Annotated in this window: 14 protein-coding genes; 6 read left to right on the forward strand and 8 right to left on the reverse strand. The window is 64.7% G+C overall.

Annotated features, from left to right (window positions below; genetic code table 11):
* The first annotated feature begins 27 nt into the window (after positions 1-27).
* Complete coding sequence (locus V6M52_RS05035; RefSeq protein WP_332689386.1) at positions 28-249, forward strand: DUF2934 domain-containing protein; 222 nt, start codon at positions 28-30, stop codon at positions 247-249.
* Between the two features lie 131 nt (positions 250-380).
* Here V6M52_RS05035 and efp read toward each other — a convergent pair whose 3' ends face one another.
* The gene (efp, locus tag V6M52_RS05040; RefSeq protein ID WP_332689383.1) at positions 381-950 is read right to left on the reverse strand and encodes an elongation factor P; all 570 of its coding nucleotides are present in this window, start codon (positions 948-950) and stop codon (positions 381-383) included.
* Positions 951-1,075: 125 nt separating this feature from the next.
* On the opposite strand from efp, the gene epmA reads away from it, so the two are divergent.
* The 3 genes from epmA to V6M52_RS05055 are packed head-to-tail and all read left to right on the forward strand — an operon-like array spanning position 1,076 to position 3,919.
* Positions 1,076-2,128 carry an EF-P lysine aminoacylase EpmA gene (epmA, locus tag V6M52_RS05045; RefSeq protein WP_332700082.1) on the forward strand — a complete coding sequence of 351 codons (1,053 nt, stop codon included), beginning with the start codon at positions 1,076-1,078 and terminating at the stop codon, positions 2,126-2,128.
* Positions 2,125-3,177, forward strand: a complete 1,053-nt coding sequence (locus V6M52_RS05050) for a lysine-2,3-aminomutase-like protein (protein WP_332700085.1) — start codon at positions 2,125-2,127, stop codon at positions 3,175-3,177. The genes epmA and V6M52_RS05050 overlap by 4 nt, the downstream gene beginning before the upstream one ends.
* Complete coding sequence (locus V6M52_RS05055) at positions 3,137-3,919, forward strand: phosphotransferase family protein (protein ID WP_332700088.1); 783 nt, start codon at positions 3,137-3,139, stop codon at positions 3,917-3,919. Before V6M52_RS05050 ends, V6M52_RS05055 begins: the two co-directional genes overlap by 41 nt.
* 7 nt (positions 3,920-3,926) lie before the next feature.
* On the opposite strand, the gene fabV is transcribed toward V6M52_RS05055, so the two are convergent.
* Positions 3,927-5,093: an enoyl-ACP reductase FabV gene (gene fabV, locus V6M52_RS05060; RefSeq protein WP_332687114.1), complete on the reverse strand. Its 1,167-nt coding sequence runs from the start codon at positions 5,091-5,093 to the stop codon at positions 3,927-3,929.
* Between the two features lie 84 nt (positions 5,094-5,177).
* Complete coding sequence (locus V6M52_RS05065; RefSeq protein ID WP_332700091.1) at positions 5,178-7,028, reverse strand: sigma-54-dependent Fis family transcriptional regulator; 1,851 nt, start codon at positions 7,026-7,028, stop codon at positions 5,178-5,180.
* A gap of 203 nt (positions 7,029-7,231) precedes the next feature.
* Between V6M52_RS05065 and adh the strand changes: the two genes are divergently transcribed.
* Positions 7,232-8,752, forward strand: a complete 1,521-nt coding sequence (adh, locus tag V6M52_RS05070) for an aldehyde dehydrogenase (protein ID WP_332700093.1) — start codon at positions 7,232-7,234, stop codon at positions 8,750-8,752.
* Between the two features lie 84 nt (positions 8,753-8,836).
* Here the strand turns inward: adh and V6M52_RS05075 are convergent, their stop codons facing one another.
* The 4 genes from V6M52_RS05075 to V6M52_RS05090 all read right to left on the reverse strand — a co-directional run bounded on the left by V6M52_RS05075 (position 8,837) and on the right by V6M52_RS05090 (position 12,984).
* Positions 8,837-9,352: an Hsp20/alpha crystallin family protein gene (locus V6M52_RS05075; RefSeq protein ID WP_332700096.1), complete on the reverse strand. Its 516-nt coding sequence runs from the start codon at positions 9,350-9,352 to the stop codon at positions 8,837-8,839.
* Positions 9,353-9,571: 219 nt separating this feature from the next.
* Positions 9,572-10,216 carry a glutathione S-transferase family protein gene (locus tag V6M52_RS05080; protein ID WP_332700099.1) on the reverse strand — a complete coding sequence of 215 codons (645 nt, stop codon included), beginning with the start codon at positions 10,214-10,216 and terminating at the stop codon, positions 9,572-9,574.
* 3 nt (positions 10,217-10,219) lie between these two features.
* On the reverse strand, positions 10,220-11,920 hold the full coding sequence (locus V6M52_RS05085) for a Rieske 2Fe-2S domain-containing protein (protein WP_332700102.1): 1,701 nt from the start codon (positions 11,918-11,920) through the stop codon (positions 10,220-10,222).
* Between the two features lie 170 nt (positions 11,921-12,090).
* Positions 12,091-12,984 carry an aromatic ring-hydroxylating dioxygenase subunit alpha gene (locus V6M52_RS05090; RefSeq protein WP_332700105.1) on the reverse strand — a complete coding sequence of 298 codons (894 nt, stop codon included), beginning with the start codon at positions 12,982-12,984 and terminating at the stop codon, positions 12,091-12,093.
* Positions 12,985-13,134: 150 nt separating this feature from the next.
* On the opposite strand from V6M52_RS05090, the gene V6M52_RS05095 reads away from it, so the two are divergent.
* Positions 13,135-14,175, forward strand: coding sequence for an Ldh family oxidoreductase (locus V6M52_RS05095; protein ID WP_332700108.1), 1,041 nt, complete (start codon positions 13,135-13,137; stop codon positions 14,173-14,175).
* On the opposite strand, the gene V6M52_RS05100 is transcribed toward V6M52_RS05095, so the two are convergent.
* The gene (locus V6M52_RS05100) at positions 14,172-14,948 is read right to left on the reverse strand and encodes an SDR family NAD(P)-dependent oxidoreductase (RefSeq protein WP_332687390.1); all 777 of its coding nucleotides are present in this window, start codon (positions 14,946-14,948) and stop codon (positions 14,172-14,174) included. The genes V6M52_RS05095 and V6M52_RS05100 overlap by 4 nt on opposite strands.
* Positions 14,949-15,312 lie beyond the last annotated feature (364 nt).

Genomic DNA, 15,312 nt, shown 5'->3' on the forward strand with positions numbered 1-15,312 from the left:
CCGCGCCCCTTTCCCACGGTGGCGGCGATGCGGAAGAATTCTGAACTGGCCGAACGCGTTCGGCAGACGGCCTATTTCCTATGGGACCAGGACGGACGGCCCGAGGGCCGGTCGTTCGACTATTGGCTCAGGGCCAAGGAGATGCATCTGCGCGAGCTGGCCTATGACAAGTGGCTGGCCGAAGGCACGCCAATGGGCCGGGCTGAAAAGCACTGGCGTGACGCCGCCGGCGAGATCGAGGGAAAATGAGAACGGGCCCGCTTGGGCCCGTCTTTGTACTGTGCGTAGGGAGGACCTGGGCCCTGCGCGCATAGCGCTTAAGGCCTGATCGCCTAAAATCTCCCCACTGGGGAGATTTTGCCGCCTAAGGCGGCCGGCGATCAGTCTTTAGCCCGCTCAACGTAGGAGTTGTCTTCGGTGAGGATGACGATGCGGATGCCGGCGCCGATGTGGGGGGGGACCATGACGCGCAGGCCATTGGTCAGCAGAGCGGGCTTGTAGGACGAGGAGGCCGTCTGGCCCTTGACCACCGGCTCGGTCTCGACGATTTCGACCGTAACGCGCTGCGGCAGTTCCATGGCGAGGGCCGTGCCCTCGAAGGTCTTGAGATGCACCTTCATGCCGTCGGTGAGGTAGGCCTTCTGGTCACCGATGACGTCGTCATGGACGGTGATCTGCTCGTAGCTGACCGGCTCCATGAAGTGATGACCTTCGCCGTCGGAATAAAGATAGTCATATTCGCGGTCATCGACGTCGGCCTTCTCGACCATTTCGACGGTGCGCCAGCGGCCGACGACCTTCACGCCATCGGAAATGCGGCGCATGTTGACGTTGGTGATGGAATTGCCCTTGCCGGGATGGACGTTTTCCGCCGTCAGCACGACATGCAGATTGCCGTCCTGTTCGACGACGTTGCCCTTGCGCAGCGAAGAGGCGATGACCTTGACCATTATTCTTCCTTGTTCACATCGGTGGCGCGTCGTAGAGGCAGGGCCGTCCCGCGCCGGAATAGACTTTCGTGCGCCAACTACCCTATCTCGTCGAAAATCGCCAGCCCGGCCGTGATAAAGGTCACATGAACCAGCTCCCCCAGCCATCGCCATGGTGGACCCCTTCCGTCCATGCGGACCGGCGGCCGATCCTGTTGGCGCGCAACCGGATCGAGGCGGGGATAAGGGGATATCTGGCGGATAACGACTTTCTGCTGGTCGACCCGCCGGGGTTGCAGCGTTCGCCGGGCAATGAGACGCATCTGCATGCCTTTGGCACCACGATGATCGGCAATGACGGGGAGGGGAGCCAGATGTATCTGCATACCTCCCCGGAATTCACCATGAAGAAGCTCTTGGCGGCGGGAGAGCGGCGGATTGCGAGCCTCGGCCATGTGTGGCGCAACCGCGAGCGCAGCGCGCTGCACCACCCCGAATTCACCATGCTGGAGTGGTATCGGGCGGGTGAGTCGTATGATGCGGTGATCGGGGATTGCGTGGCCATGCTGCGGCTGGCCGCGCAGGCGACGGGGGTCGACGCGCTGGTGTTTCGGGACCGCAGCTGCGACCCCTTTGCTGAACCAGAAAGGGTCAGCGTGACGCAGGCTTTCTTGCAGCATGCTGGCATTAATCTGCTGGATAGCTTGGATCATGCTGGCGTCCCTGATGGCCACGCGCTGGCCTCGCAGATGACTGCGGTGGGTCTTGAGGTGCCCGAGGATCGAAGCTGGAGTTACCTGTTCAGCCGCGTGCTGCTGGAAAAGGTAGAGCCGCATCTGGGGATGGGCCGGATCACGGTGCTCGACCGCTATCCCGCCGCTGAAGCGGCGCTGGCGCGGCGGACTGCGGATGACCAGCGTGTTGCGGAGCGCTTCGAGCTTTATGCCTGTGGGGTGGAACTGGCCAATGGCTTTGGTGAATTGACCGATGCCGACGAGCAGCGCCGCAGATTCGCCGCCGAGATGAACGAAAAACAACGGCTCTATGGCGAGCGCTATCCGCTGGATGAGGACTTTTTAGCGGCGCTGCGCCTGATGCCGGAGGCGAGCGGGGTGGCGCTGGGTTTTGACCGGCTGGTGATGCTGGCGACGGCGGCGCCGAGGATCGAGGCGGTGCTGTGGGCGCCGGTGGCGGAATGACCCTGCATCGGCCAATCAAGAGCCTTGGCGATCTCGTTGCAGCCGGGCTGGTAGCGGATGGGGCCGGCCTCGACGCCGTGGCCGCGAAATATGCCATCGGCATCACGCCGGCAGTGCTCGATCTGATCGACCCCAGCGATCGCAATGATCCTATCGCAAGGCAGTTCGTGCCGAGGGTGGATGAGCTGGTGACCACGCCGGAGGAGCGGGCCGATCCGATCGGGGATCTGGCGCATTCGCCGGTGACGGGGATCGTGCATCGCTATCCCGACCGGGTGCTGCTCAAGGCGGTGCATGTGTGCCCGGTGTACTGCCGGTTCTGCTTCAGGCGGGAAATGGTGGGGCCGGCTGGGCTGGGGACGCTGACCGGGCCGGAACTCGACGCGGCCATCGGCTATGTCGCGGCGCATGAAGACATTTGGGAAGTGATCCTCACCGGCGGCGATCCGCTGGTGCTGTCGCCGCGGCGGCTGCGCGAGATCATGGCGCGGCTTGCCGGCATCGATCACGTGAAGATCGTTCGGTTTCATACGCGGGTGCCGGTGGTGGAGCCGGAGCGGGTGGATGCGGAAATGGTCGCGGCGCTTCGGGCCAGCGGCAAGACGACGTATCTGGCGGTGCATGCCAACCATCCGCGTGAATTCACCGAGGCGGCGCGCGGGGCGATGGCGCGGCTGGTGGATGGCGGGATCGTGCTGATCAGCCAGTCCGTACTGCTCAGGGGCGTCAATGACGACGTCGATACGCTGGCGAGCCTGATGAAGGCTTTCGTCGAAAACCGGGTGAAGCCCTATTACCTGCACCATCCCGACCTCGCGCCAGGGACGGGTCATTTCCGGGTGAGCATCGAAGAGGGGCAAAGGCTGGTGACCGCCTTGCGGGGACGGATTTCAGGCCTGGCGCAGCCGACCTATGTGCTGGATATCCCAGGTGGACATGGCAAGGCGGATATCGGCGCTGCCACTATCGCCGGTGGCGACGGGTGCTTTACCGTGCGTGACTGGCAGGGTGGCGAGCATCGCTATCCGCCACCCGGTGGAGGCAATTGAGGTGATGCTGGGGCAACGGCTTGGCGCCGGACTGGTGGCCGAAGTGTTCGAATGGGGCGCCGACGTCATCAAGCTCTATCAGGCCGGGCAGGGGAAAGAGCGGGTGTTTCGGGAGGCGGCGACGCTGGCCATGCTCGAGCACGGGCCGCTGCCAGTGCCCAAGGTGCGTGGCGTGCTGGAGACCCACGGCCGGTGGGGCGTGGTGATGAGTCGTGCGCCGGGCCGGCCGATCGCCGCGGAGATGCTGGAGCATCCCAGCGACGCGCGCGCGATGCTCGATGACGTGGTCCGGTTGCAGCTCCGCGTCCATTATGAGCCCGGGCTATTCTTGCCCCGGCTGCGGGACCGCCTGCGCGGGGCCATCGCCCGGGCGAGGCAATTGTCGGCTGACGAAATCGGCGCCACGTTGCAGCTTGTGGAGAGCCTGCCGGATGGCGACCGGCTCTGCCATGGCGATTTCCACCCCTTCAACGTGATGGGGACGCCAGAGGCGCCGATGATCATCGACTGGCTGGATGCAACGCAGGGTGCGCCGGAGGCGGATGCCTGCCGGAGCTATCTGCTATTGCTGCACAATGTGCCGGATGTCGCAGCGACCTATCTGGATGCCTATGTGCGGCTCAGTGGGCGAGCGCGCGAGGCGATACTGTCCTGGCTGCCAGTATTGGCAGCGGCGCGGCTGGTGGAACAGGTGCCAGGCGAACACGAGCGGCTGGCCGCCCTTGTTCGCTCGGCTCTGTGATCAGAGACTAGTTCACCACCCGCGGATCGACGTCCTGGCTGTAGTCCACGCCGCCCACCGCGAAGCCGAAGAGCTTGAGAAATTCCTCGCGATATTTGGGCAGGTCAGCGAGGGCCGGCAGGGTTTCGGTCGTGAGGGCGGCCCAGCGCTTCTTGAGTTCGGCCTGCATCGCTTCGGACAGTTCCCAATCGTCGACGCGGATGCGCTTTTCATCGTCGAGCTTGAGGTTGGTCAGCTTTTCGCGGAACAGACGGTCGATCTGCTGGATTGGCCCTTCGCCCAGGCCCAGTTCGTCCTCGACCTTGATCAGCAGCGTGCCATAGAGCGGCACGACGGGAATGGCGGAACTGGCCTGCGTGACCACGGCCTTCAGCGCCACGACATGGGCGGCCTCCGGACCATGGGTGGCGCGGATGGCGGCGGCGGCGCGGTCGAGATCGGCCTTGGCTTTGCCCAGGGTTCCCTTGTGGTAGATCGGCCAGGTCAACTTACTGCCCAGATAGGTGTAATTGAGGGTGGTGAATCCATCGGCTAGGACGCCGGCTGCGGCCAGCGCTGCAACCCAGAGTTCCCAGTCCTCGCCGCCCATCACCTTGACGGTTGCGGCGGCTTCTTCTTCGGTGGCGGGCTCGACGGTGATTTCGGAGACTTCGCCGGTTCCGGTGTTGAGGGTCTTGGAGGTCACCTGCGTGCCATAGGGCTTGATGGCCGAGCGATAGGTGACGCCGTCCTTGGGGTCAGTGCGAACCGGGGAGGCCAGCGAATAGACGATGAGGTCGACCTGGCCCAGATTGGCCTTGATAGCCTCGATGGTCTCGGCCTTGACTGCATCGGAGAAGGCGTCGCCCTCGATGGTCACAGCCTTGGCGCCGGCGGTGCGGGCGCGGTTTTCGAAGGCACGGTTATTGTACCAGCCGGCGGAGGCGGGCTTGGTCTCGCCCGGCTCGCGCTCGAAGGAGACGCCCACCGTGTCGGCGCCGCTGCCAAAGGTGGTGACAATGCGCGAGGCGAGGCCGTAACCCGTGGAGCAGCCGAGGACGAGGACGCGCTTGCGATCCGAGGGGATGGGCCCCTTGATCACGACATGATCGATCTGGCGCTGCACATTGGTGGCGCAGCCAGTGGGATGGGCGGTGGTGCAGATGAAGCCGCGAATCTTGGGTTCGATGATCATGCGGAAAAGACTCCTCGATTTTGGTCAAGGCAATAGCGGGATTGTTGGCTGACGGCTAGTCGGGCGCGGGCATTTTGAAACGCCTCAGCCGTCGAGCCTGGATTTCCACAGCAGCCGCCGATAGAGCGTGGAGCGGTCAATTCCCAAGGCTCTTGCGGCGGCGGACAGGTTGCCCCTGTGCAGATCGACGGCGCGGCGCATGGCGGATTCGGTGAGCGTGCCCAGATTGCCGTCATGGATGATGGGGCTAGCTGTCCCGGTGGTGATGGTCTGGGGCAGGTCGGCGAGGGTGATCGGGGTGCCGGGGTCGCTGAGGGCGGCGATGGCGCGAAGCGTACCGGCCAGTTCGCGGTAATTGCCCGGCCAGTGGTGGGCGGCAAGGCGCGCGAGGACCGGCTCGGACAGGCGCCCATGGGCGGAAGCGAGCTGGGACCAGAGCGTCGCAACGATATCTTCGCGGTCGGGGAGTTCGGCGAGCGAGGGCAAGGTCACCGTGTATTGGGCGATGCGGAAATAGAGGTCGGCGCGGAAGGTGCCGGCGTCGACCATGGCCTTGAGATCGCGATTGGTGGCGCAGACAGGGACAAAGTCGGCCTTTTGCGGGGTGCCGCCGCCCAGGGGGGCGACTTCCTTGTCCTGCAGCACGCGGAGCAGGCGGGACTGGAGCAAAAGCGGCATGTCGCCGATTTCGTCGAGAAACAGGATGCCGCCTTCCGCCTGCTGCACGAGGCCCTTGGCGCCGGACTTCTTCGCACCGGTAAAGGCGCCGGCGTCGTAGCCGAAGAGTTCGGCCTCGATCAGGGATTCGGGGAGGGCGGCGCAGTTTATGGCGATGAAGGGTTTGCCGGCACGGTTGGTGAGGCCAGCCAGGTGGCGGGCGAAGACTTCCTTGCCCGCGCCGGTTTCGCCGGCAATCAGCAGGGGGATTTCGGCATTAACGAGCCGAATGGCCCTCGCCAGATCGGCGCGGGTTTGCGGCGTCAGCAATGGGGAGGGGCGAGCGGACTTGGCGGCGCGGGGAAGCGTGCCCGTGACATGGAGGGGCGTCGCGCGGGGTTGCGACACGGCCGCGAAATAGCGTTCGCCGTTGCGGGCGCGCAGTTCGCCGCGATCGATGGCAAGGCCGGCACCCTCGAAGATCTCTTCGCGCTTGGACTGGCGCAGGGCCTTGCGGTCGAGACCGACGAGGTGAAGGGCGCGCCGGTTGCCAGCGACGAGCTTGTCGCCGTCGAACACCAGCACGCCTTCGCGCGCTGTGCCCAGCAGGTCGGCGCTGCGGTGGAAGCGCACGACCGTCATTTCGTCGAAGGCGCGGTTGAAGAAGCGGTGCTCGATCTGCTCGACGGCGAGGCGGACCAGGCCCATGGCGTGGGTGTGCTCGGCCGAGGCGTGACCGGACATGTCGAGGACGCCGGCCAGCTTGCCATAGGGATCGAAGATGGGGCTGGCGGCGCAGTGGAGGATGCCGTGGGGCTCGAAGAAGTGCTCGGCGCCGTGGACTTCGATGGCGCGGCGTTCGGCGAGGGCCGTACCGATGGCATTGGTGCCGGTGGAGGTTTCGGACCAGGCGACGCCCGGGCGCAGGGCGACCTGGGCGGCGCGGCCGGCAAATTCCGGGCTGCCGGCGGTATCGAGTACCAGTCCCTTGGAGTCGGTGAGGATGACGACGCTGTCGGTCAGCCGAGCCTCGGTGCGCAGGGAGACGAGTTCGGAGCGCGAGAGCAGGCGCAGCGCTTCGTTCTGTTCGTGCAGCGCGCGCAGCTCGGCCGCCGTCATGGGTTCGGCGCGGATGGTGCTGCCGGCGTGGAGGCCCTGATCGGCGCAGCGTTGCCATGAGCGCAGGATGGGCGCGGGGACGAGGCCCTCGGGCAGGGTCTTGCCGGAGAAGAATGTTTCGCGGGCGGCCGCCAAAGCCGCTTCGGACGCGATGTTCATCTGCAGTTCCTCCCAGTTGTGGCAGTTTGCAACAGGTGTTGCATCGGCCATCGCTTCTGGTTGTGGCAAAGTGTTGCATCCGAAAATCCGATCCGTCCAGACAAAAGCGGATCACCAATAGTTCGGGTTTTCGATCAACGGCTTAGCCATTTCTGGCATGGCGGTTGCAATGACAAAGGCATCCAAAAACAAGGGAGGATGCCATGAACAAACCGGAATTCGTCGGCCAACGGACCAAGTCTCCGTTCAAGGCCAAGTATGGCAATTACATCGGGGGGCAGTGGGTAGATGCCGTGGATGGCGAGACATTCGAGAACACCTCACCGGTGACCGGGCAGGTGATCTGCGAGGTGGCGCGATCCAAGGCGGCGGATATCGAAAAGGCACTCGATGCCGCGCACAAGGCGGCGCCGGCATGGGGCCGGACCAGCGTGGCGCAGCGCGCGGTGATGCTGAACAAGATTGCCGACCGGATGGAGGAGCATCTGGACGAGATCGCCCTGGCCGAGACCTGGGACAATGGCAAGCCGATCCGCGAGACAACGGCGGCCGATATTCCGCTCGCCATCGACCACTTCCGCTATTTTGCCGGGGCGATCCGGGCGCAGGAAGGCGGGATTTCCCAGCTCGACAACGACACTGTGGCCTATCATTTCCACGAACCGCTGGGCGTGGTGGGGCAGATCATCCCGTGGAACTTCCCCATCCTGATGGCCGTGTGGAAGCTGGCGCCCGCGCTGGCAGCGGGCAATGCGGTGGTGCTCAAGCCGGCCGAGCAGACGCCGGCTTCGATCCTCTATCTGATGGAACTGATCGAGGACATTTTGCCGCCCGGTGTGCTCAACATCGTCAACGGCTTCGGGCTCGAGGCGGGCAAGCCGCTGGCCAGCTCGAACAGGATCGCCAAGATCGCCTTTACCGGCGAGACCACGACGGGCCGGCTGATCATGCAATATGCCAGCCAGAACCTGATCCCGGTGACGCTGGAGCTGGGCGGCAAATCGCCGAACATCTTTTTTGCCGATGTGCTGGCGCAGGATGACGCCTTCTTCGACAAGGCGCTGGAAGGGTTCGCGATGTTCGCGCTCAACCAGGGCGAGGTCTGCACCTGTCCCAGCCGGGCGCTGATCCAGGAAAGCGTCTATGACCGCTTCATGGAGCGGGCGATCAAACGCGTGGAAGCCATCAAGCAGGGTTCACCCCTCGAGATGAGCACGATGATCGGCGCGCAGGCGTCGAGCGAACAGCTCGAGAAGATCCTGGGCTATCTCGATATCGGCCGGCAGGAAGGCGCAAAGGTGCTGACGGGTGGCGAGCGTAGCAATCTGGGGGGCGAACTGGCCGGTGGCTATTACGTCAAGCCGACGGTGTTTGAAGGCCACAACAAGATGCGCATCTTCCAGGAGGAAATCTTCGGGCCGGTGGTATCGGTGACCACCTTCAAGGACGATGCCGAAGCGCTCGAAATCGCCAATGACACACTCTATGGCCTTGGCGCCGGGGTGTGGACGCGCGACACCAACCGGGCCTATCGGTTCGGCCGCGGTATCCAGGCCGGGCGGGTATGGACCAATTGCTACCACGCCTATCCGGCACATGCGGCCTTTGGTGGCTACAAGCAATCCGGCATCGGCCGCGAGAACCACCGCATGATGCTGGACCACTACCAGCAGACCAAGAACATGCTCGTGAGCTACTCGCCCAACAAACTCGGCTTTTTCTAGGTCGCGCAACAGTTCATTCCGGTGGGCGGCCTGGCGCGCCGGCAGAGAGGGCCGGGGCACCAGCTCCGGCCCTAGGGGCTGCGCTCAGTGCACCGGGCTCTGGCCGCTGATGGGGATGCGCTTGAGCCGGGTCTCGGCTTCAGCACTCCTCGGCAAAGTTACCGTGAGCAGGCCGTTCTTGAACTGGGCATTGATCTTGTTCTGATCGACATCATAGCCCAGGGGGATGCGGCGCTCGAAACGGCCATAGTAGCGCTCGGAGAAGCGACGGTCCTTGTCCTCGGTTTCGGAGCGCTTTTCGCCCCGCAGGACGAGGACGCCATCGTCGAACATCACCTCGACATCCTTCTCATCGAGGCCCGACATTTCCGCGGTCACCCGCATTTCGTTGCCCGTCTCGGTGATCTCGACGCTAGGCCAGCTGGTCATGAAAGACTGGCCAAGGCCCAGCGGCTGCCGGCCAAAATCGCGGAACACGTCGTCGAACAGCCGGTTCATCTCCCGGTGCAGCGACATGAACGGGCTGTCGTCGCCACGGCCATAGGTCGCGGGGACGTCGCCACTACTGCGACCACGAGGGATCAGATCACGAATACTCATTCATACGTCTCCTCTCATGCACTCGACCGGGGCCGGAACAAACCTCCGGTGCGGTCGATGGTTTGATCCTGGATTTCCAAGCTTGCAGCGAGGAAAACCAGGTCCGATGCCGGACGGCAGGCGCATGGTGGATAGGAGCCGAAGCGATGACGTCCGACGCAGTTAATCTTGGTCTGCAATCGGGGCGCTTCAAGGGCCGATGGAGGCTTTTTTCGTCTTCTATTCTGCCGCCCGACCCGCGGGGAAAATCCCCGACATGACCACGAAACCGGGAATGCGGCGGACGCGGTCGGTCCAGCGGCGGAGGGCGGGATAGTCCTGGCGGGAGATGCCGCCTTCCTCGCTCAGCATGACATAGGGGAAGCAGGCGATGTCGGCCGTCGTCGGGTGGGTGGGCGAGCAGAGCCAGTCGCGGCCTTCGCGCTCACCGAACCACAGATGTTCGTCCATCAGGCGGAAAATGCGGTGGGCGCCTTTCTGGGCTTTCTCGATGTCGAAATCGTAGAAGAAGCCGAGGGCCAGGCGGGCGGCGGAGGCGGTTGAGGTGATGTCGTCGGCGATGGCGTGCCAGCGCAGGACTTCGGCGGTGATAGCCGGATCGTCGGGGAACCAGAGGCCGGTCTCGTCATACTTCTTTGCCAGATAGGCGAGGATGGCGCCGGAATCGGAGAGGACCAGGTCATCGTCCTTGAGAACGGGGAGCTGGCCGAAGGGATTGAGGCGCAGGAACCAGTCGGCCTTGTGCTGGCGGCCGGGATAGAAATCGACCGGGATGATGTCGTAGCGGAGCTTGAGGATGCTCATCAGCAGACGGAGCTTGTAGCAGTTTCCGGAGAGCTCGAAGTCGTAGAGGGTGATGGCCATGGGTCAGATATCCAGCACGAGACGGGCGCTCTTGGCGCGGGAGACGCAGGTCATCATGCAGGTGTTCGAGGCTTTCTCGCTGTTGTTGAGATAGACGTCCTGGTGATCGACTTCGCCTTCCATCACCGTGGTGAGGCAGGTGCCGCAGGCACCCTGTTCGCAAGAGCTGGGGACGGTGAGGCCGGCTTCGCGCATGACTTCCATTATGGTTTTGCCCGCGGGGATGTGGAGCGTCATGGCGGAGCGGGCGAGTTCGACGTCGAAGGCAGAGCTGTCGTCGATGACCTTGTCGTTCTTGAAATATTCGAAGTGGATGGATTCGTCCGGCCAGCCCTGGGCAGCGGCGGTGGCGCGGACGGTTTCGAGCATGGGGCCGGGGCCGCAGACATAGACGTGCTGGGCGAAGGACCACTCGCCGAGCGCGGCGGCGATGGTGCTGCCGATCTCGGTGCGGGGCCGGCCGGTATGGAGGATGACCTTGCCGTGGAGCGCTTCGAGCTCGCCGCGGAAGGCGACCTGTTCGCCGGCGCGGGTGAAGTAATGCAGCTCGTAGGGCAGGCTCGATTTGTCGAGGAAGCGTGCCATGGAGAGCAGCGGGGTGATGCCGATGCCGCCGGCGATGAGCACGGTGCGGGTGGCGTCGCGGCGCAGCGGGAAGTTGTTGCGCGGCTCGGAAATGGCGAGGACATCGCCTTCGCGGACACTGTCGACAAGGACTTTGGAGCCGCCCTTGCTGGCGCTCTCGGCTTTGACGCCGATGATGTAGCTCATCAGCTCGCCCGGGCCATTGGTGATGGAATATTGGCGGATCATGCCGTTGGGCAGATGCAGGTCAATATGGGCGCCCGGCTGGAAGGTGGGCAGGTGCCCATCACGGGCGGCCAGTTCGAAGCCGATGACGCCATCGGCGCTGGTCCATTTGCGCCTGACCACCACGGGCAGCGTGTTGCCGCGCGGTATGGGGATATCCGGCATGGTGGCCAGATCGGCCGAGACCTTGTCGAAGGCGGGCTGCAAGGGGGCGGGACTGGGCTTGCGGGCAGCGGCGCGTTCGAGGCGATCGCGGAGTTTGGAGAGGGTCTCGTTGTAGTGGCGGAGCGTTGCCGCGTCGGGTTGCGAGGGCAGCAGGCCGCGGATCACGGCGCGGCCGGCATCGACGGGCTGGACGAAATAGATGGTGCCGCCGGAGCGGATGGCGAGGCCGGGCAGCAGGTCGGCGGGCTGGTCATCGGGAGCCAGGCCAGCCAAAGCGGCGAGCACGTCTTCGGGCGCGGCGTTGACCGGCATGGGGCGCAGCGCGAACCAGTCACCGGCCTCGGCGCCGGGGAAGGGCGCGAAGGGGATGTCGTCATTGGCGGCGGACCAGACCAGACCGAAGGCCTCGCGCACAGGATAGGTGCGGTTCTGGATGAGGCGGGCCGGCGCATCGGCGGGGTGGGCCGGGATATAGGTGCAGCCGGCGGAGCGATTGGCATAGCGCCAGCCGTGATATTGGCACTTGAGCTCGCCGCCCTCGTTGATGCCGATGGAGAGGCGCACGCCGCGGTGCAGGCAGCGGTTTTCCCAGACATTGACGTTGCCGTCATCGGCACGCCAGACGGCGAGTTCGCGGCCCAGGAGTTGGCCTTGGTAGACGTGGCGGAAGGGGAGGTCTTCGCTCGAGGCGATTGGGTACCAGGTGGGATCGGAAAGGGAGAGGGTCATGGGAGATGATCCACGATGGACTGGGATCGCGCCACGATCGGAAGGTCGAGATAGGCAACCCTGGCGTACGGGGCAGCACAATGTTGGAATTGAGGCCTCCCTCCCCCGGCCCCTCCCCTCAAGGGGGAGGGGAGGAATAGAGCCGCGAATTCAGCGACAGCCAGCATGATTCAGCTCGCCATCGGGATCACGCCGTAGGTGATGCCCTTCTGGCTCAGCCATCTGCGGTAGGCGATGGCGGATTTGTCGGCTCGGATGGGCGTCTCGGCCCGGGGATCGAGGGGCAGGCGCTTGGGGTACTGGTTTTCGAGGATGGGCTTGTCCTGGCCGAAAATGGTCTGCTGGAAGCGGCGCAGGTCGGTGATGGTCGAGGTGCTGTCGATCATCGATTGCAGGAGGTGGGCGCGGCAGCGTTCCTCGGTCATCGGCTGGAGGAAGATGGCGATGACGTCGCGGCGGTCGGGCGCCTCGGGGGAGGATTTGTAGAGCACCGAGCAGAAGGGATGGGGGACGCGATAGACATATTCGACCTCCATGCCCTCGGTGGCCGAAAGGGCGGCGCGGGGCTGGAAGAAGCGGCATCGGGTGGCGAGGACCTCGTCGCGCTCCTCGGAGACCTCGACGTCGTATTCCTTGACCTCGGTATGCGGCTCGGCGCCGAGAATGTCGGTATGGACATAGGGGAAATGGCCCATGTCGAGGAAGTTTTCCACGGCGCGGGGGGCAGAGACGTGGATGCCGATGGAGCCGCAGCTCATGTTGACACGGTCGGGCTCGGCATATTCGGGGATGGGGAAGAGCTCGGCCGGCGGACTACCGAGGCTGGTCCAGATATAGCCGTAGCCGGTGATGGCGGGGAGACGGTCGAGGATGGTTTCGGGGTCGATCTCGTCGCCCTGTTCCTCGTTGGTCCGCAGCCAGACCACGGGATTGCCGGTGTCGTCGCGGGTGAGAGCGATGCGCGTATCGAGCAGCAAGGTGGTCTCGACCTGGCCGACGGGAATTTCGTCGGTGGCGGCGATAACGTGCCAGAGGTCGCGGGTGACGGGATCGATGGAGGGCATGGGCGGTCTCAACTGTTGGGGTGAGCATAGTCCGCTCCATTCATGGTGTCATTCCCGGCAAAGCGGGAATCTCCCTTGCGCGGGAATGACGTTAGCTGTGGTGGACGGTAAGGTGTCAGGCCCGCACTGACCGGGTGGTAGGGGCAGACGGTGGATAGTTCGGCAGAGCGGTTTCCGGCGGACGTGCTGGAGGCAAAGGTCGCGGCGGCATTGCGCGGGGCGGGGGCGAGCGAGCCGTCGCTGGCGGCGGCGACGCGGGCGATGCTGCATGCGTCCATGGTGGGCGTGGACAGCCATGGCGTGCGGCTGACCGAGCACTACTGCAACATGCTGGCTGGAGGGCGGCTCAACAAGGATCCGCAGCTCAAGATGGATATTCGTGCGTCGGGCAGCGCCATGGTCGATGGCGACGATGGGCTTGGGCATTATGCGGCATACCGGGCGGTCGAGGTGGGGATCGAGCTGGCGCAGCAGGCCGGCGTGGGTGCGGTGGGGATTGCCCATTCGTCCCATCTGGGCGCGGCGGGGGCCTATGCACTGGCCGGAGCGGAGCGGGGCTTTGTCACCTTTGCCACGACCAATACCGATTCGATGGTGACGCTGTTTGACGGCGCGCAGCGCTTCCATGGCACCAACCCGTTGGCTTTTGCTGCGCCGGTGCCGGACAGCGAGCCGTGGCTGCTGGATATGGCGACTTCGTCGATTCCAATGAACCGGGTGTTGCTGCATCGCTCGCTGGGGGTGGATCTGCCCGAGGGGGTGGCGGCCGACGCGGCCGGGCTGCCGGTGACCGACCCGGAGCAGGTGGATATGCTGCTGCCGCTAGGCGGGGCGCAGTATGGCTACAAGGGCGCGGGCTTGGCCGGGGTGGCGACGCTGTTTTCGGCGCTGCTGACCGGGACGACGCTCGATACCGATTTCATCCCCATGTATGGGGGTGATAACACTTCCACACCGCGCAATATGGGGCACTTCGTGCTGGTCATCGACCCCGACAAGTTCATTGGGCGGGAGCTGTTCGGGGCGATGATCACGCGCTACTTGGCGGGCCTGCGCAGCGCGCCGCTGCGGCCGGGCGCCGAGCGCGTGATGGCGCCGGGCGACCGGGAATGGGCGGAGCGGGCGCGACGGCAGGCAGAGGGCGTGCCGGTCGACCCCGATACACTACGGTTCCTGGGGCTCGGGACCTAGCCTTGGCGATAGATATCGAAGGGACCGAAGGCCTGGGTGGTGGCCATCAGTTGCAGGCGGTTGACGTTGACATGGGCGGGCAGGGACGTGGCCCAGAAGATGGACTCGGCGATATCGTCCGCATTCATCGCCTTGGTGCCCTCATAGGGCTTGGATGCCTTGCCCTCGTCGCCCTTGAAACGGACCAGGGAGAACTCGGTTTCGGTGAGGCCCGGCTCGATATTGGTGACGCGCACATTCTTGCCCTGCACATCGGAGCGGATGTTGAGAGCGAACTGCTTCACAAAGGCCTTGGTGGCGCCATAGACCGAGCCGCCCGGATAGGGATAGTCGCCGGCGACCGAGCCCATGGTCACGACATGACCGCCGCCGCGGGCGATGAGGCCGGGTAATAGGGCGCGGACGGTATAGGCCAGGCCGGTGACATTGGTGGCGATCATCGTCTCCCAATCGCTGATGTCGGTTTCGGCCGCGGGCTGCAGGCCCAGCGCCAGGCCGGCATTGGCAAGGACGATGTTGATAGCGTCGAATGGGGGCGGAAGGTCGGCGATGGCGGCATCGATGGCGGCGCGGTCGCGGATGTCGAGCTCGACGATGTGGCAGTTCTCGGCGCCGAGCTCGATCTGCAGGTCGATCAGACGATCCTTGCGACGGCCGGTGGCAATCACCTTGCCGCCCGCTCCCACATAGCGCCGCGCCGCGGCGGCGCCGAAGCCTGAGCTGGCGCCCGTGATGAAGACGACGAAGCGGCTGGGGTCGAGCAACTGGTACATGGGGATAGTCCTGGGCGTTAGGCGCGAGACGGCAAGGTGGACTGGGGACACGGGGAGGTCAATGCCCGCTCGGCGGCACAGCTCGAGCCGGCGGGGCGTTTCCCTTGGTGCCCTGCGTTGCTCATCGGCCACGATTGTACCCGACAATTTGGGACAAATCGGACCTGAGGTTGTTCCCGCCACGGCTCAGCCCTAAACTCGCCACGAAATGAACGCCTGTTGGGCGGCGCGCAGCGTCAGCCCAGCCGGGCAAGGTGCTTAACTGAATCTTGTTGCCCGGAGGGCAAAGTCAGGCTTCTGCCTTCTGGTTGAAGCGTAACGGGCGGGAACTGGTCCACTGCATATCGCGCGTCTGGTAACGAGT

The organism is Devosia sp., assembly GCF_036676215.1.
GTDB lineage: Bacteria > Pseudomonadota > Alphaproteobacteria > Rhizobiales > Devosiaceae > Devosia.

Coding starts and splice junctions, on each gene's coding strand:
- V6M52_RS05075 (WP_332700096.1), bottom strand. CDS start 9,352: ATGAGTATTCGTGATCTGATCCCTCGTGGTCGCAGTAGTGGCGACGTC.
- V6M52_RS05090 (WP_332700105.1), bottom strand. CDS start 12,984: ATGCCCTCCATCGATCCCGTCACCCGCGACCTCTGGCACGTTATCGCC.
- V6M52_RS05035 (WP_332689386.1), top strand. CDS start 28: ATGCGGAAGAATTCTGAACTGGCCGAACGCGTTCGGCAGACGGCCTAT.
- epmA (WP_332700082.1), top strand. CDS start 1,076: ATGAACCAGCTCCCCCAGCCATCGCCATGGTGGACCCCTTCCGTCCAT.
- V6M52_RS05080 (WP_332700099.1), bottom strand. CDS start 10,216: ATGGCCATCACCCTCTACGACTTCGAGCTCTCCGGAAACTGCTACAAG.
- V6M52_RS05100 (WP_332687390.1), bottom strand. CDS start 14,948: ATGTACCAGTTGCTCGACCCCAGCCGCTTCGTCGTCTTCATCACGGGC.
- fabV (WP_332687114.1), bottom strand. CDS start 5,093: ATGATCATCGAACCCAAGATTCGCGGCTTCATCTGCACCACCGCCCAT.
- V6M52_RS05065 (WP_332700091.1), bottom strand. CDS start 7,028: ATGAACATCGCGTCCGAAGCGGCTTTGGCGGCCGCCCGCGAAACATTC.
- V6M52_RS05085 (WP_332700102.1), bottom strand. CDS start 11,920: ATGACCCTCTCCCTTTCCGATCCCACCTGGTACCCAATCGCCTCGAGC.
- efp (WP_332689383.1), bottom strand. CDS start 950: ATGGTCAAGGTCATCGCCTCTTCGCTGCGCAAGGGCAACGTCGTCGAA.
- adh (WP_332700093.1), top strand. CDS start 7,232: ATGAACAAACCGGAATTCGTCGGCCAACGGACCAAGTCTCCGTTCAAG.
- V6M52_RS05050 (WP_332700085.1), top strand. CDS start 2,125: ATGACCCTGCATCGGCCAATCAAGAGCCTTGGCGATCTCGTTGCAGCC.